Source organism: Polyangium jinanense (genome assembly GCF_028435365.1).
Window position 1 is genome coordinate 57975 of record NZ_JAGTJJ010000010.1, and the last position, 16171, is coordinate 74145.

Genomic DNA, 16171 nt, shown 5'->3' on the forward strand with positions numbered 1-16171 from the left:
ATCAGCCTGCCGGCGCGGGATCCCCGGTCGGCGGCGCGTCGCCCTTCTTGTCGTCCTTCTTCTGGTCTTCCTCGCTCTTGCCCTTGAGCCAGGGGAATCGCTCCTCCTGCTTGGCCCACCATTTCTTGAGGTCCTTGTAGAGCCAGCCGCCCTTCGAGCGGCCCGTGACGTCGCGCAAGAGAATGGCGGCCTGGCCGTGGCCGACGCGTGCGGCGAAGAGGTCGTTCATGACCGTCTGCGCGGTGTTCGTGCGGCGGACCGAGTCGAGGTGGTCGAAGAGCTGCTCGACCTTGTTGAGCACGCGTTGCCCGAGGCCCGCCTTGCCCGTTGACTGGAGTTTCGTGACCTTGTCCCGCTCCAGAGCCGAGAGGCGCTCGAGGGCGGCATTGATCAGATTCGCGTGCTTCTGCCAGTCGGGATCGTCGGAAACCTTCGCGCGTTTGGTCGCGTCGAGGGCCTCGCGGCAATCGATCAGGCTGAAGTCGTTGTACGACATGAAGAACGTGAGCACCTCGGCGCGCGCGCTCGGCGTGGTCTCCATCTTCTCGATGTTCTGACGCACGCGGTCCATCGAGAGCCACCGATAGACGAAGTCGAGCCCCGTGCCCTTGATGTTCTGCGTGCCCATGATGCGCACGTCCATCCCGGGCGGGATCTGCTTGACCATGAAATCGATGACCTGATCGCCCGTGGAGCCGGCATTCCAGAGGACACAGACGCGCTCCAGGAAGAGCTCGCGGTAGGCGGCGCGGAAGATCGTGTCAGCCTCGGCCCAGGCCTTCTGATCGAGGGCGGCCGTGACGCGTTTCTTCGCGTCGTCGCGGAGCTTCGTGCGTTTGGCGTAGCGGATCGTGTGCGTGACGATGTCGGGGCGGATGTCGTCCTTGCCCTCGGACGGCGTTTTTCCGGACAAGGCTTTTTCGATCGCGGCGCCGAGCTCCTCGGGGGTCGCGTTGAAGAGCGGGCGTGCGTCCTCGACAATCTTGCGTGCGTCCTCGTCCTCCATCGGCAGGGACTTGAGCATGATGAGGAGCGTCTCTTCGAGGGCCTCGAGGCTCGAGCGGGTGCCCGTGCGGCGGAGGTATTCATCGAATTTGAGGAGCGCCTTTTCCTTGTCGGCGTCGGCGGTGATGCGGGTGCCGCCGAGCCAGATGTCGAGGGCCTCGGTGATGAACTGCATCATGCCGCCGAGGTTCGTATTGATGAGGACGATGTGGTCGCAGCCGGCGTCGTCGACGAAGATCTGCGCGAAGACGCGGGAACGGGCGACGCGGTCGGCGCGGTTGTTGACGACGGCGCAGGTGGCCCGGTCGGGCGTCTCGTCGGGGTTGTGTTTGTCGTAGGCGAGGCGCGTCCAGTTCGAGAGGAAGCCGGCGCGCTCGTTCGCGCTCATTCCATTGGAGAACGTGAGCTTGCGGCCGCGGTATTCGACCGTGGGATAGGTCTTCAAGACGCCGAGGTCGAGGATGACGTGGTCGGCGATCTCGACGAGGGCCTTTTCGCGGTCGATCTGGAAGTAATCGGCGAGCTCGAGGACGAGGGCGACGTTGCGCGGGTGCTCCTGGTACGGGAGGCGCTGGAGGAGGTCGACGGGAATGAGGTCGGCCTCGATGGGCTGGACGTGGACGAGCTTCGTGCGCTTGCGGCGGGCATTGTCGAGGAAGAGCGGGAACATCTGCTCTTCCGAGGTGAACGTGACGCCGTCCTGGGGCATGAAGCAGGAAATGACGCGCGCGACGTCCTCGCCGCCGGGGCCCTGGATGTCCTCGTGGTCGGGATACGCGTTCGTGAGCGTCGTGATCGGGTCCTGCATCCATTCGTTGCAGAGCGTCTCGACGAACCGCGGCTGGAGCGCCATGCATTCCCAGAGGAAGACCTGGCAATGAAGGTTTTTCCCGGTGAAGAGGACGTTCCGCTGCTCCCAGATCGTGGCCTTGTCGTAGGGGCGATAGATGAAGATCTCGCCGGCCGGCAGATCGCGCATCGCGTGAATGAACATGGCCTCGCAGCCCGTGGTCTTCACGACGACGTCGTAACGCATGGCGTGGAAGAGCGCGGCCTTCAATCGCTCGGAGCCGGATTTGCCGCGGGTGCCCCAGCCGCCGATGGAGAGCGGAATCGAGGCGCGCGCCTTCTCGATGCCACGCATGATGACCGCCGTGCGGAGCATGAGGTACGAGAAGAGGCTCCACACGACGACCGCGAGGTGCGCCGGGGTGTTGCCCGAGGGCGATAACAAGAAGGAAAGGACGTGCTCGGCGATCGGCGGGAGCGCGAAGGGGAGCGGGGCGTAGAAGTTGCGCGGGAGGTGTGGGACGAGGTTGAAGCGGGCGTTTTCGATTTCGCCTTCGGTGTCGACGACGTCGAGGGAAAACCCGAGCTCCTGGGCTTTTTGCCAGAAGAGCTTTTTCTCGCGTGGCTCGCTGGCGGAGAGCGAGCGCTGGCGGACGAGCGCGAGCTGGGGGTATTCGAGCGAGAGCTTCCAGCGCGTGCGCATGCGCTCCTTCAGCGTGTGCGGGCCGCGGAGGAGGACAGTGCCGACGGGCGTGATCATGCGCAGGGGTTTGCCCGAGATGGAGCAGACCGAGAGCAATTCGTCGACGCGCGGGAGGAAGGGGCCCCAGCCAGCGACGGGCGGGCAGAGCTGGCGCTCGCCAGGGACGCGGGTCGGCGTGACCTCGGCCATGCCGTGCGGCGGGACGACGATTTCGCCCTGCCAAACGCGGCCCTGGGTATGGGCGTAGCCTTTGCGTTTGTCCGGCATGGGCGTCTTGAGCTCGTTCAAGAATCGCCAGAATCGCCAGTGCCGGGGCTCGCCGCGCCAGAGGATGTATTTGCCGGCGCGGAGCCTCTGCAGGGAGACGGTCATATCGCCCCGCGAGGCGACGGCGAGGGCACGTTCGAGGTCACGCGTGGGGGTGTTTGGCGGGACTTCGAAGCGCGAGGAGCGGCCTTCCTTGATCTTTTCGAGTTTGTCCTTGAAGCGTTGCGCGAGGGCCACGAGCTCCGGCTCGGCCGCGACTTCGAGCCAGCGGAGCGTGGCTGCAGCGCCTTCCGTGAGCTCGGCGCCGGCCTTTTCGTTGTTGGCGAGCGTGGCGAGAGCCTCGACGAAATGGCCCGGGCGGAGGACGGGCGTGGTGCCGGCCGCGACGAGCTTGATCGATTCGAGCGAAACCCGCACCGGGAGCGAATCTTCGGGTTTCGTGAGGGCCCGCTGGATGACGCCGAGGAGGGCCTCGGCCGCTTCCGTATCGCCATTCTCGATCGGAGGCTCGTCCCCGGCGCGCGGGCCCTCGCAGGCGAAGCCGCCGGCGCGTTTCGTGAGGACACGAATGCCGAGGCCGCGGACGCGGGGGGATTTGTCCTCGGTGATGATCTTGACGAGCTGTTCGAGGCCGCCTTCACCGCGGGTTCGTCCGAGGAAACGCGCGAGCTCCTGGCGGACGTGCTCGCTCGGGTCGTCTTTGGCGATGAGGCCGGTTTCGAGGCGGGTGCGGTCGTCGGCGAGGGTGCCGAGGATACGCAAGGAATTACGGCGAATGATGGGGCCGTCCTTGCCGGAGCGAATGCGGAGGCGCTCGGAGATGACGCCACGAATGCCGTCGGGAAAGACGAGGGAGGCGATTTCGAGCGCCGCAACCTGCGCCCAGCGCATGGCGTCGACGCCGCGGGCCCAAGCGAGGACCTGGCGGGCCCGCTCGACGCCGAAGCGGCCGAGGCGCTGCGAAGGATGGAGGCGCGCGAGGAGGGCCGCGAGGACACGCAAGGAAGCGACGCGGACGGGCTGTGGGCGCCCGGTCGAGGCGTGCGACATCGCGAATTCGAGGACGCCGCCGCCGGAGAGGAGGCGGAAGGCGTCGCCCTCGGTGAGCGATTTGGCTTTGGTGATCGTCGCTTCGTAGGCGACCTCGACGGCGTCGACCTGGTCGGCGATGCGGGCGGCGAAGCGCTCCTGGACGGCCTCCATGTCGAGCCAGCGCTTGGTGGCCTGGACGTCGCGGCGAGCGTCGAGGCGGGTCTTGGCCGAGGCGCGGAGGTGGTCGATGAGGATCTTGCGTTTGTCCTCGTCGGTGGCCGCGCCCTGGTAGGCGACCATGAGGGAGGCGGCCTCGCCGTTCAGGCGGTCGAGCTCGCCGACGGCGACGTCGGCAGCGCGTATGAGGGAGGCGATGAAGATGCCCGGGGGATGCGGGCCCGGGCCGAGCTCGGCGGCGATGTTCTCGGCGATGCGCTCGACGGTGGGGACACGGAGCTTCGCCATGAGGGGCGAGACGCTCTGGAAGAGGTCGACCGCGAGCCCGTCCCGCCCGTCGGCGTAGCGGGATTTGCGTTTGGTGAGCGCTGGAGCGAGGGGGTACTTCAAGGCGGCGTGCCCCAGGTCGGGTCGGAGGAGGTGCGGCGCCTGTCGACACGGCCACTGCCCTCTTCGAGCCGAGCGCGGAACGGTGCCTCCCGCGGTGGCAAGTCACGAAGGCCCCTGCCACCCGCGAGGTCGTAGCCCACGAAGATACCTCCGGAGAGTCGGAAGGGCGAGGACTCGACGGGGAGGTCGAGCAAGACGCGGCCCTCGGCCCCTGCGCTGAGGCGATGGCCCCGCATGAGCCACGTCCAGAACGTGAGCTGGGCACTGACGCCGCTGCGAAGAAAGGATTTCGCGCGGTCGTAGCCGGCCGGTCGGTAACTCGTGAAGGCGCCGAGGGTGATCCAGGGCGCGAGGCCACGGCCGGGGAGGAGGTGGAGCTGGGCTTCGAGGTCGGCGCGGTCGATGCCAGCGAAGTCGGGGGTGGTGCGCGTGGAGACGCCAACGCTTGCGAGGGCGTCGATCGCCGGGCGGAAGAGGGCGCGGAGGCCAACGACGCCGTAGAAGGGGCGCGTGCTGGAGTAGCGGGTCCAGATCTCGCGGTCGGCGTCCTCGCGGCCTTCGAGGGCGGGGTCGGTGAGGATGACGGCCGCGCCGCCCCAAGGGACGAGCGAGACGGAGTCGGCGACGGGAATCGACCAGAGGACGCCGCCGAGGGCGCGGGCGCCGAGGCCAAAGGTGTCGGTCGGTTGCGCGACGACGCGGCCGCGGACGAAGAGGCCGGGGATGACGCCGTTCGGGGCGAGGTCGAAGGAGCCGGCGACGCCGAAGCTCGGGGCGCCGAAGCGGGCGCGGGCGAAGACGGAGCCTTGCGCCCAGGCGTGGATCGATTCGATCTCGCGGCGCAGGGCGACGCCGACTTCGAGCAGGCGCGCGCCGGTGAGGTTGTCCTCGTCGCCGACGTCGAGGTCGACGAGGCGGGCGTAGATGGAGGTGAGCAGGCTGCCGGGATCGGCGTCGGAGACGATGTCGGGCGCGACGCGGAGGGGCGGCTCGGGGGCGCCGGTGGGCGCGGGGCGGAGGCTAGGCGCGGGCGGGATGCGGCGCGGCTTGGGCAGGCCGATGGGGACGGCGAGCTGGACGCGAACGAGGGCGCGACCGCCGGGCGAGGTGACGTGGAGCGTGTGCGGGCCGTCGGGGAGGACAGGGATGCGCTTTTCGAGCTCCTGTCCGAGGGGGCGGAGGTTGTTCGGGTCGCCGCCGACGAGGTGCGCGGTGGGATCGGCGGTGGGATCGAGGGGGAGCTCGCCGCGGGAGGTGGTGCTGGGGAGGGGGATCTGCGGGTCGACCGACCAGGTGAGGGTGCGAGGTTCGCCTGCCGGGCCGCGGGCCTGGAGGCGGACGACGGTGGGCGCGGCGAAGGCGAGCTCGAGGGGGCGCTCGGGGTCGATCTCGAACCACTCGGAGACGACGCGGGCCTGGAAGGAGAAGCCGCCGGCGCCGGAGAGGCGCGCCGAGCCGATGATGGTGCGGCCCCGCGGGGCGCGGATCTCGACGCGGTGCGGGCCGCGGGGGATCGAGAGGGTGCAGGCGGTGCGGGGAGACCTGGGGTCATCGCCGCAGGGCGCGGGTTTGCCGTCGATCTCGACGCTGAGCTGGCAGTTCGGGTCGTCTTCGAGCGCGAGGCACTGCGTTTCGACGCCGAGGGTGGTGGGCTTGCTCTGGCGGACGCGGAGCTCGACGTGCTGGCCTTCGGCGAGGAGGAGGGCGTCGTCGGGGGCGGCGAGCAGGGCGCGGCGGACCTGGAAGCCGAGCGACGGGGCGCGGCCGCCGCGGACGTCGACGAGGCCCGTGCCGGCCGCTTGATCGGCGCGGGCGACGGCGAGCCAACCTACGGCGGGTGCGAGGCGTGCGAAGGCGTTCGAGGCGGGATCACCGTTCTCAACGGCGTGCTGGGCGAGGACGAAGCTGCGGAGGGCGCGGGCGCGGTCCTGGTCGTCGGCGGAGCGGTCGGCGGAGAGGGAGGCGGCGCGGGCGAGGGCCGGGCCGGAGCCATGCGCGAGGCCGATGTGTTCGAAGACCTCACCGGCGATCCAGCCGGCGCCGGTGCGCTCGACAAGGACGGCGTAGAGGAGGCCGTCGGCGTCGGTGGAAGAGCGGGCGTTGCCCTCGGTGAGGGCGGTGAGGGCGGCGGCGGTGTCGTCGGCGGCCTGGGCGCGGCGGGCGCGCGTGAGCGGATCGAGGTCCTTCGGCAAGGGGAGGGGCGGGATGCGCGGGACGAGGCCGAGGGGGACGACGGCAGGGCTGCCGGCGGGCAAGCGGAGGGCTTGCGGCGGGCCTTGCGCGTCCGGCTCCTCGAGGGCTTCGAGGGGGATCTCGCCCTTGCGATCGAGGGCGGCGAGGGTTTCGTAGCCGAGGGACTCGAGGGCCTCGGCGCGCCTTTTCCGGATCACGTCCTGCTCGGCGGGCGGGGCTTTTTCGAGCTCGCGGGAGGCGTCGCGGACGCGGGCGAGGAGGAGACTGATGGCGTCGGGGGCCGTTTCGCGGGAGGCGGCGGGGATGCGCGGCTCGGGGGCGCGGCGCGGGTGGAGGCGCGCGGAGACGCGGAGGAGGGTCTCTTCCTGGGTCTCGACCTGGATTTCGCCGGCCTCGGCGGGGACGGGGACCTCGATCGCGCCGGTCGCGCCGTGGTCGATCCAGGCCTCGTACACGCGGTCGCCGACGCGGACGTGGAGGCGGCGCGGCTTGCGGGTGCCGCTCTCGGCGACATGAGCGACGACACGCGCGACGGTGGCGCGGCCCGGGTCGGGGACGCGGAACTTGGCTTCGCCGTTCAGCCGGATCCAGCGGGTGAGCTCGCGCAGGGTGTCGCAGGGCGCGAAGCCGTCGCGCGGGATGCGGGCGAAGACGGGGACGGCGCCGGCGGGGCGCTCGAACGCGTGACGGCCGGGCGTGACGGCGATGCCGCTGCCGAGGCCGGCGCCGGTGTGCACGGCGGAGGCGATGTTGTCGATGAGGAGGGAGGTCTCCGGGACCGGGTCGGTTTGTCCGGGAATGACGAGGAGGCGGGTGTGGGTCGCGGGCGCGGGCGGCGGGAGGACGTCGATGTCGGCGCGGCCTTCGCGGAGGACGGTCCAGCGCAGGCCACGCGGGCCGACGAGGGCGCAGCGGGTGCTGCCGACGTTGTCGAAGGGGACGGAGATGTCGTTCCAGACGACGGAGCCGGTGGGCGGGTCGAGCGTGTCCCACGGCGCCTCGCGGACCCAGGTTTGCCGGGCGCGGCTGGCGGCGCCGGGCATGTCGCCGTGGAGCCATGCATAACGCTCGGCGAGGGGCGCGGCGGCGGGGCGGCGGCCGTCCTCGGGCGGCGAGAGCATGGCGCGGAGGGCGTCGAGAGCGACGCGGTCGTCCTCGTGGGTGGCCTCGGGCAGAGGGCGTTCCCAGGGGCGCGGCGGAGGGAGCGTGCGGGCATGGGCTGCGACGAGCCGTTCGAGGACGGCGCGCAGAACGGGGCCGGCGGCGCCGGCGGGCAGGGCGCGGGCGAGGTCGAAGGCGCGCTCGGCGGCCTCGCGGGCCTGCTCGGGGCTCGTGGCCCAGCGGACGGCTTCGGCGAGGAGGAAGGCGCGAAGGGCCGGCGGGACGTCGCCCGCGAGGACGCGCTTCAGCGCAGCGTCGACGTCACGCGCGGCGCCCGTGCGGTCGGCGGCGGCTGCGAGGCGGACGACGGCCGCGGCGGCGGGCTCCTTTGCGCCATCGGCGAGGGCGTCGAGGCGGGCTTCGCGATCGCGGGCGCGAGGGGCGATGTCGAGGACGTCGGGACGTTTGCGGAAAGCGGTGGCGGCGACGGCGATCTCGCCTTCGAGGGCTTCGATCGAGACGCGACGTGTCTCGACGGGCAAGGGGACGCGGATGCTCTGCGTCGCGGTCCATCGCTGGGCATCGGCGGTGCGGGTGGCGACGTCCCACACGAGCTCGCGCACGACGACATCACCGGCGCGCACGATCGCGCGCGCAGCGCCAATGCCGCGGGCCTGGATGGAGAGGCGCACGACGTCGGAGGCGGGCGCGTCAACGACGATGCTGTTCGCCTTGGCGGCGAGCGCGCCGCGGGAAGCGAGGACGAGGCGCCACGGCGAGGCATCCGGCTCGACGGCGAGCTGATCGGCGGCCTCGCGGGCGTCACGGCCGCCTTCGAGGGAGACCGCGCGGCGGACGAAGTAAGGCTCGACGAGGGGGCGAACGAGGAGGGTGCTTTCGAGCCAGCGGACGGTGAGCCAGTCGCGGGTGGCGTCGGGCGGCGCGGCGTCGAGCGCGCTCTTCGCGGCGAAGAGCCAGCGGAGGATCGAGGCGGCCTCGGGGATCGCGGTTTCGGGGCGCGTCGCTGTGGGATCACGCAGCCAGCGCGTGACGTCCTCGTCGAGCCGGTGCCAGGCGAGCGAGGAGCGGAGGAGGCTGCCCATCGAGGCGGTGATCGCGGCGGGTTTGTCGGACCGAACCACGAGGAAACGAGCGCCGGTCCACATGGGGACGTCGACGACGCGGGATTCGAGGCCTTTGGGGGACGTCGGCGCGAGGGTGGGTGGAAGCGGCAGCCACGTGACCGCGTCGGGCACGTCGCGCACGCCGGTGCCGAGGCCGACGGCGGTGATGGGTCCTTCGAGGCGCACGCGATCCCCGGGCTCGATGGGCAGGAGCAGGACCGAGCCCTTCGCGAGGGAGATCGGCGCGCTCGGATCGACGTCGACGGCACTGCCTTGCGTGGGCGTGTCGAGCGAGAAGGGCGCGATACGGGCGCGGGTCGGCGCGACCCAGCCGGGCGGATCGAGGCTCGCATCGGCGCGCGCTCCATCGGGAGCGAGGCCGAGGACGAGCCCGAGGGCCACGGCGAGGGCAGACCGAACGTTCATGGGTTCGGGGGCAACGACCGGGCGAAGATCGGGTCGAGCGCGGCGGCGAAGCGCGCGCGCTTCTGCTTGTCGGCGCCGAGCGCGTCGCGGACGGTGCGCGAGATCTCGACGTGGAAGAACGGCGCGCCGAGCTCGCGGCAGGTGCGCGCTTGCTGGTTGATGGTGCCGCCGAGGATCGAGACGTCGGTCGGGTAGATCTTGACGCTGGTGTCGGTGACGGCGGGCCCGAGGCGCGCGGCGAGGCTCGCGGCATCGGCGTTCGTCTTCGCGGCGCTCACGATGATGCCCGTGCCCTCGGACTTGTCGTCTTTGAAGCCGTGGATCTGCACGGTGACCGCGCCTTGCACGAGCGCGACGAGCTCGCGATGGGCCGCGTGGAAGAACGAGCGCTCCGCGTGCGCCACGTCCGACGCGACCACCGGCGCCGCCGCGTTCGCATCGTCCGCCTCGTCGCGATCGACCCCGGCCGGCTCCTCCACGGCCGCGCCCTTGTCGTCGTCCTTGTCGTCGTCCTTCTCGTCGACCTCGTCCCCCTCCGCCTCCGTGCCCTTGGGTTTGTCCTTGTCCTTCCCGGCCGCTGCCTTCTCATCCTTCGCCCCGCCGTCCTTCGCGGCCTCGGGCTTGTCGATGTAGCGGTGCACCGTGTTGATCAAGAGCACCCGCGCCGCCTGCGCATCGAACACGGAGAGCGCGATCGGCAACGTGCCTGCGTCGTAGAACGTGTGCGGCGCTTCCACGAGGATCGGCCTCGCGCGCCCGGTGCGCATCACGATCACGCCCGCGCCCCGCTTCTTTTTCCGCGCCTCCTCGAGCAGCCACACGTCCCCGAGCACCCGAAGCGAAAACCCCTCGGGCGCCTTCTTCGGCGGCTCCTTGCGTTCGGTCGCGGCGACGAGCGCGTCGCGCACCCAGGCGGCGTACGCGCGTTCTTCGTCGTTCGTCGGCGCTTTGTACGTGACGGTGCGGCGACCGCCCTTCCGCAGCTTGGCGATCCGCTCCTCGAGCGCCTTCGTCGCCTCCTCGTCCACCTGGGGCATCATTGCGCTGGCCTCCGAGGGGGGACAAGCGGCGGCCGGCGCAGGCGGGCTCTTCGGGCAGGACGGCGCCCCGCAGCCGAAGAGCAACGTGGTCGACAGAAGCCCTGCCCATCGCGCTTTTTTCACAGATCGTCCTCCGACCAAAGCCTCGGCTCGAGCTCTCCCGGCAGCGGCGCCTGGCCGACGAGCACCGCCCCGATCCACACACGATCGACGCTCTCGATCTTGATCGTCCGCATGCCCGGCTCGAGGTCGTCGCCGATCGGAATCTTTACCTTTGCGAGCCCGTCCGGTTTATTTCGCGCTTCCTTCGCCGTCCGCCGCGCCTCCCAGAGCAGGCCCATCCCCGCGTCGCCCGTGCGCCCCGAGAGCTCGCCGCTGGCCGTCGTGATCGACCGGAAAAACGCGCTCTTCTGCCGCCTTGGTTTGCCCCCGTCGATGCTGTAGCGAATCTTGAACGGACGCGCCTCTGCCTCGCTGATCACGAAGAGCACGAGCGTGAGCGACTCGCCCGGCCGCTGCCGGAACGTGAACGAGAGCGGCTCGCGCGCGGGCAGCTCGAAGACGTCGCGGCGACGCATGATCCCGCCGCCTTCCCACGGCGCCGCGTCCGCGTACGCGAGCCCATCGCCGATGCCCTTCACCTGGATATCGTGGATGCCAGCCTTGAGGCTCGCCCGCAGCACGCCCGAGAGCGACGCGATCGGCTGCTCCACCATGTTTTTCCCGTCGATCCAGAGCTCGGCCATCTTCCCGAGCCGCGACGGATGCGCCCGGTAGAGCACCTTCAGCCGCCCACCACGCTCCCCCGCGTAGCCGACCCCGAGTTTGAGCGGGTTCTCCAGATCGAGCGGCGTCCACCCGTCGTTCGGGAGCAGCTCCTTCGCGGCGATCTCGTGCGGCGCGAGGAAGCGACGCCGGACGGGCGCTTGATCCGGCACGAGCGTGCGCTCGGGCTTCTGGCCGGCCTCGCTCGGCGAAGGCTGGCCGCGCAGCTCGATGCGCACCTGCTCGTAGAGGTCGGCGATGCGGCCTTGCCGTTCGAGCTCGTTCTGGTTCTCGGCGCGGATGGGCGTCCAGGTGCGCACGTCGAACGGCGCGTATCGCCAGATCTCGTTCTCCGCGAGCTCGACGCGGTACGGCACGCGCAGGATGTCCTCGGGCACGCCCGGATCGAGCACGCGCAGGTGCACGCGCATGTGAGCGTCGCCGAGGAGCTCGATCTTCGTTGCGCCCTTCGGGATGCGCAGGATCGCACGGCGCGGATCGGTCGCGTCGGCTTCGGTCTTGTCGCTGCCGGAGACGATCGCGCCGCCCTCCTCGGCCTGATCCCGCGGCCTGCCCCAGCGTTCGAAGCGCGAGCGCGGCAAGGTCTGACGCAGCTCGGCGCGCTCGTTCGGCCCGGGGCCCCAGCGCGCGACGACGGTGCCGGACATCGAGTCGGGCGCGCCTTCCTCGGGCAGCTCCGCGCGGAGAAGCAGGCCGAGGTAGGGCTGCTCCGGCGCCACGCGCGCGAGGACCGGCCGCTCCGGATCGAGCTTCAAATACTTCACGACCCGCACATCGGGCCGGATCTCGAGCCGTTCCCCCTCGAACGGCAGCGCGATCAGATCGCCGATCTGCGCGCGCTCGTACGGCTTCGGAAGGACGAACCGCACGAGGAAATCGTCGCCCTTGCCCTCGACGACGAACGTGCGCGGGTTGAGGCGCGACGACGAGACGTGGAACACGCCGTCCTCGGGCACCGTGAGCACGCGCGCGCCGCCGCCGCCGCCCTCGCTGATCGTCACCGATCGCCCCGGCGGCGCGAGCACGTCGAGCTCGACCGCGCCCATCACGTTGACCGCCGCCGCGTGCCGCTCGCCCACCGAATACCCCGGCACCGTGCCCGCGGCCGCGGGGAAGGGCGTGCGATAGTTGCGCAGCAAGAGCCGCCGGAGCGAGTAGTCCTTGCCTTCGAGCCCGGCCGCGTCGAGGCGCCGATCCCAGCCGGAGAGCGCGCGCGATCGCGCCGTCTCGGGGAGGTCCTCGAAGCCGAGCGAGGTCATGTCCGACACGACGCGTGATCGATCCTCGTCGTCGAGGCTCATCTCGTAGAACGTGCGCTCGTACGATCCGCGCCGGTACCGACCTTCCACGCGCGAGAGCACGTCCTTCACCGAGATCGGCAGCCCCCGCATCCGCATCACGCCGCCGCGTGGCAGGAGCTCCCCCGTGGTGATCGTGGTCGTGCGTGGATCGAGCACCCACTCGTCGCCTTGCGCCACCCGCGCGGCGTACTCGCCGGCCGTGGCGCCGTCCTTGTCGTCGCACGAGAGCCGGCTCTCGAGCTCGAACCGATGCGTCTGGACGTCCTTGCCGTTCTCGTCGACGAACGTTGCTTCGAATCCGTACGAAAAACGTGCCTTTGGATCACAAACGGTCGTGCGGGCCACGAGGGCCCAGGTCGAGACCACGACCGCGTCGATCGAGGAGGGCACCTTCACGGCGACGGGCTTCTCCGGGTCGACGCGATACGCGAGGATCTCGTCCATCGCCGGCAGCGCGAGGTGGGACGCGGGCGGCGGCGAGCCGAGCGGCCAGAGCAAGGCCGCCCAGCCGAAGAAGAGGATCGCGACGATGAACCAGCGGATGATCACGGGCTCTCCGTCACCCGTATGCTGGTCAGGCCCGTCGCGACCGCGCGCCGCACCCGCACGATCGAGGTGAGCGGCTTCGGCGCGCGCGGCACCCGCGATGTGCCGAGCGGGACCAGCACGACCTGCCCTGGCTCCGCCACGAGCGCCCAGATCCGCCGGGACACCGCGTCCCGGACCACCTCGACGTGGCACGCCCGATCGTTGATCGCCGCGCGCAGATCGAACGGATTATTCTGATCGAGATACCGCTCGAAGCTCTGCAGGCGCGCCTCGACGTCGCACCGGTTCGCCGCATCCGCCGCGAAGCTCGGGCATCGCGACTTCGGGGCCACGGCCGGAGGCGCGTCATCCGCGCCCTTCTTTTTCTTCTCCGTCTTCTTCGGCGCCCCCTTCGGCGCCGGCGCCTCGGCCTTGCACGTGATGAGCTCGAACGCGCGCGACGCCACGTCCTCCGAGCCGAGATCCACGCCGAGCCGCCCGAGCCGCGGCGTGAGGATGCCGTCGCCCTCGACCGCGGACATCGCCGATCGCAGATCGCCCGACATGTACACGAGCGCGAAGCGACCATCGGCGAACTTGCGCGCGTAGCTCATCGAGAGATCCGCCGAGCCGTTGTACGGCGCGTGCTCGCGCGCTCCATCGAACATCCCCACGCGCAGGCCCAGGTCGCCGAACACCTCCACCATCGGCCGCGCCCACTCCGGCACCTGCTCGCGCCGGATCACTTCACGCCCGAACGAAACCACGAGATCACCCGTGTAGTCTCGCTCCGGCGCGATGCCCTGCATGCTGATGCCGCTCTTGCCCTCGCCGAGCCAGACCTCGTGCACGCGCTGGAAAAACGATCGCCGTGACACCCGGCGCCGCGGGTCCGCATACCCCCGCGGATCGGCGCTCGGCAGCGCGCCCGCGATCAAGAGCCCGCGCGCGCCGAGCGCGTCGTACAGCGACAAACCCGCGCCGAACGTCCCGATCTCCCAGCGCGGCGCCGGCACCTCGATGAGGATCTCTCCCGGCGCGACGACCTCTCTGGTCGACGTTTGGGGCTTCGGATCGCCTTCGGCGTCCTCCGCCCCAAGCCCCAGCTTCTCGACCTTCACGAACAGGCTCGCGTTCCCGCGCCGCCCGCCCGTCTCGTCCTCGACGAGCCCCCACGCCTCGATCTCGCCGTCGGGCCGATGCACGCGCACGATCGCGTAGCCGAGCCGCGCCGCCACCGCGCGCTCCCACGCCGTCCATCGAGGCTCCATGCCCGCGTGCGGCATCCGCCGCGCGAGCGTCGCGTCGAAGAGGCGCAGCTCCTCGATCGTCGGCCCGCGATACCCCGCCGTCCCCACCGACGTCAGCGCCACGACCCGGCCCACGAGCTCCTGCCGCAAGCCACCCGACCACACCTCGACCTCACGCGCGCCGAGCAGCGATCCCGCGACTTCCTCCGCGAGCGCCAAGGGCACGCGCAACGTCGGCGCGTTCGACCACGGACGCTGCGTCGCGCCTTGCAGCGGCGCCCTCCACGACAGGGTCACGTCCTTGCCGAGCATGCGCCCGAGCGCCATCACGTCGAAGCCTTCCGGCACCGAACCGACCGCGCTCACGCCGGGCGGCTCGTCCCCGCCCGATTCGACCACGAGCATCTGATCCAGGCCGAGCCGCTTTCCGAGCTCCGCCGCGAACGCCTCGTCGAGCGCTCGCTGCCCCTCGTGCCGCGACAGGAGCACGATCGCCCGCGCGCCGAGCGCCTCCGCCGCCGCGTGCGCGAGCGCGGGTAACGCCGAGCCGGGACCCTCGGGCGTGGCGAGCACGAGGAAACCGCCGCGATGCAAGACGACCCCCTGCGTCGCCTTCGGTCGCACCGCGAAGCGCGGCGCCGGCGTCACGTCGTCCGGATCGATCTCCGACGCGCGCGGCCGCGCCACGACCCAGCCGCCCTTCTCCTCGCGCATCACCAAAAGGCCCGCGGTCTTCGCCGCCGTCAGCGTCCGCGGCGAGACCTCCTCGCCGCCGCGCGTCTCGGTGAATCCATCGACCTCGTTCGCGACCTCGAGCGCGACCTCGAGCGCCGCGATCCCCACCGATCGCTCCGCCGCGGGCCTTGGCCTCGGCCCCGTGTCGCCCAGCGTGAGCTCGTACGGCACGGTCGCGCCGCTCGTGATCATCGCGATCTCCGAGACCGCGGCGTGCGGCACGAGCAGCCCCTCGGCCTTCACGAGCCCGTAGCCGATCCCGTTGCCCACGAGGAACGCGGTGATCGACACCTGCAGCGTCGGCATGACGACGATGCCGATGTGGTCCTTGTTCCACATCTTCACCGCCAGAAGGCTCGGCAGGAGGTAGCCGAATCCGAAGTAGTCGATCATCGGGACCCCCGGCCAGAAGTAGGCCAGGACGAACCCGAGCAGGACCTTCACGAAGAAGCCCGTGATGTAGCACATGAGCATGCGCCGCGGGCCGACGATGAGCATGCGCGAGAAGGGCGGGACGCTCATCAAGAACTTCGATGCGCCGTACACGAGCAGCGCTTCGACCGTGGTCGTCACGAGCTTCAGCGGCTCGTAACACGCGACCGCGAGCAGCCCCGGGACGAGGATGCCGTTGTAGTCCCAGCCGTACCGGACGTTGTTCCGCGCGCCGAGCAGCGCGCCGATGACCAGGATGATCTGCGCCTTCGGCGACTCGAGGAACTTGATCGAGAGGCTCTCGTTGATGACCTGGAAGCGCGAGACCGAGAGGTTCGTCGTGCGCAGGAGCAAGACGAGCAGGATCCAGGTCAACACCGTGACGAACCCGACGCGCGGGAACGCCTTGATGATGCCCGCGTTCCAGAACGTGTTCGACACGAGCGGCACGAGCACGAGCCCCACGCTGTAGAGCTCACGCGAGTGCGCGAAGCCGTACTGCGCCTCGACGCGCGGCACGATGACGCCCTCGAAGAGCAGCCGCACGAGCACCGCGCCGACGATGAACAGGTAGAAGCGCTCGCGCCCGAACGCCGCCGACCATGCGCCGAGGTGCGTGACCCATCGGCCCACGCCCGCGACGAGCCAGTACGTCACGACCGACTCGACGATGATGAAGATCGCGGTCGCGGGCGCGGCGATGAAGATCGTCGCGAGGTAGCCGGGGACGACGAGGCCTGCGTAGGTCCAGCCGAACAGCTCGGTGAACACCGTCCCGATCACGAGGCCGATGAGCACGGCGACGTGCAGGCTTCGATCGAGACCGTTGGGCGGGAAGACGGCGAGAGAGGCCAGCATGGACTCGCGGCTAGGAGCTCCGGCGCGAAGGAAG

General features: G+C 70.6%; 5 protein-coding genes. All 5 read right to left on the bottom strand.

The window, feature by feature from the left end:
• Position 1 precedes the first annotated feature (1 nt).
• From KEG57_RS20250 to KEG57_RS20270, 5 genes are read right to left on the bottom strand one after another with little or no spacing between them, the layout of a single operon-like run.
• Positions 2 to 4363, bottom strand: coding sequence for a capsule biosynthesis protein CapB (locus KEG57_RS20250; protein WP_272426935.1), 4362 nt, complete (start codon positions 4361 to 4363; stop codon positions 2 to 4).
• Positions 4360 to 9207: a hypothetical protein gene (locus KEG57_RS20255; RefSeq protein ID WP_272426934.1), complete on the bottom strand. Its 4848-nt coding sequence runs from the start codon at positions 9205 to 9207 to the stop codon at positions 4360 to 4362. The genes KEG57_RS20250 and KEG57_RS20255 overlap by 4 nt, the downstream gene beginning before the upstream one ends.
• A complete protein-coding gene (locus tag KEG57_RS20260; RefSeq protein WP_272426933.1) occupies positions 9204 to 10370 on the bottom strand; it encodes a hypothetical protein in 1167 nt (388 codons plus the stop codon). The genes KEG57_RS20255 and KEG57_RS20260 overlap by 4 nt, the downstream gene beginning before the upstream one ends.
• Positions 10367 to 12883 (bottom strand): hypothetical protein, encoded by a 2517-nt coding sequence (locus tag KEG57_RS20265; protein ID WP_272426932.1) that lies wholly within the window; start codon positions 12881 to 12883, stop codon positions 10367 to 10369. Before KEG57_RS20265 ends, KEG57_RS20260 begins: the two co-directional genes overlap by 4 nt.
• Positions 12880 to 16137, bottom strand: a complete 3258-nt coding sequence (locus KEG57_RS20270) for a poly-gamma-glutamate biosynthesis protein PgsC/CapC (RefSeq protein WP_272426931.1) — start codon at positions 16135 to 16137, stop codon at positions 12880 to 12882. The genes KEG57_RS20265 and KEG57_RS20270 overlap by 4 nt, the downstream gene beginning before the upstream one ends.
• Between the last annotated feature and the right edge of the window lie 34 nt (positions 16138 to 16171).

Coding starts and splice junctions, on each gene's coding strand:
- KEG57_RS20255 (WP_272426934.1), bottom strand. CDS start 9,207: ATGAACGTTCGGTCTGCCCTCGCCGTGGCCCTCGGGCTCGTCCTCGGC.
- KEG57_RS20270 (WP_272426931.1), bottom strand. CDS start 16,137: ATGCTGGCCTCTCTCGCCGTCTTCCCGCCCAACGGTCTCGATCGAAGC.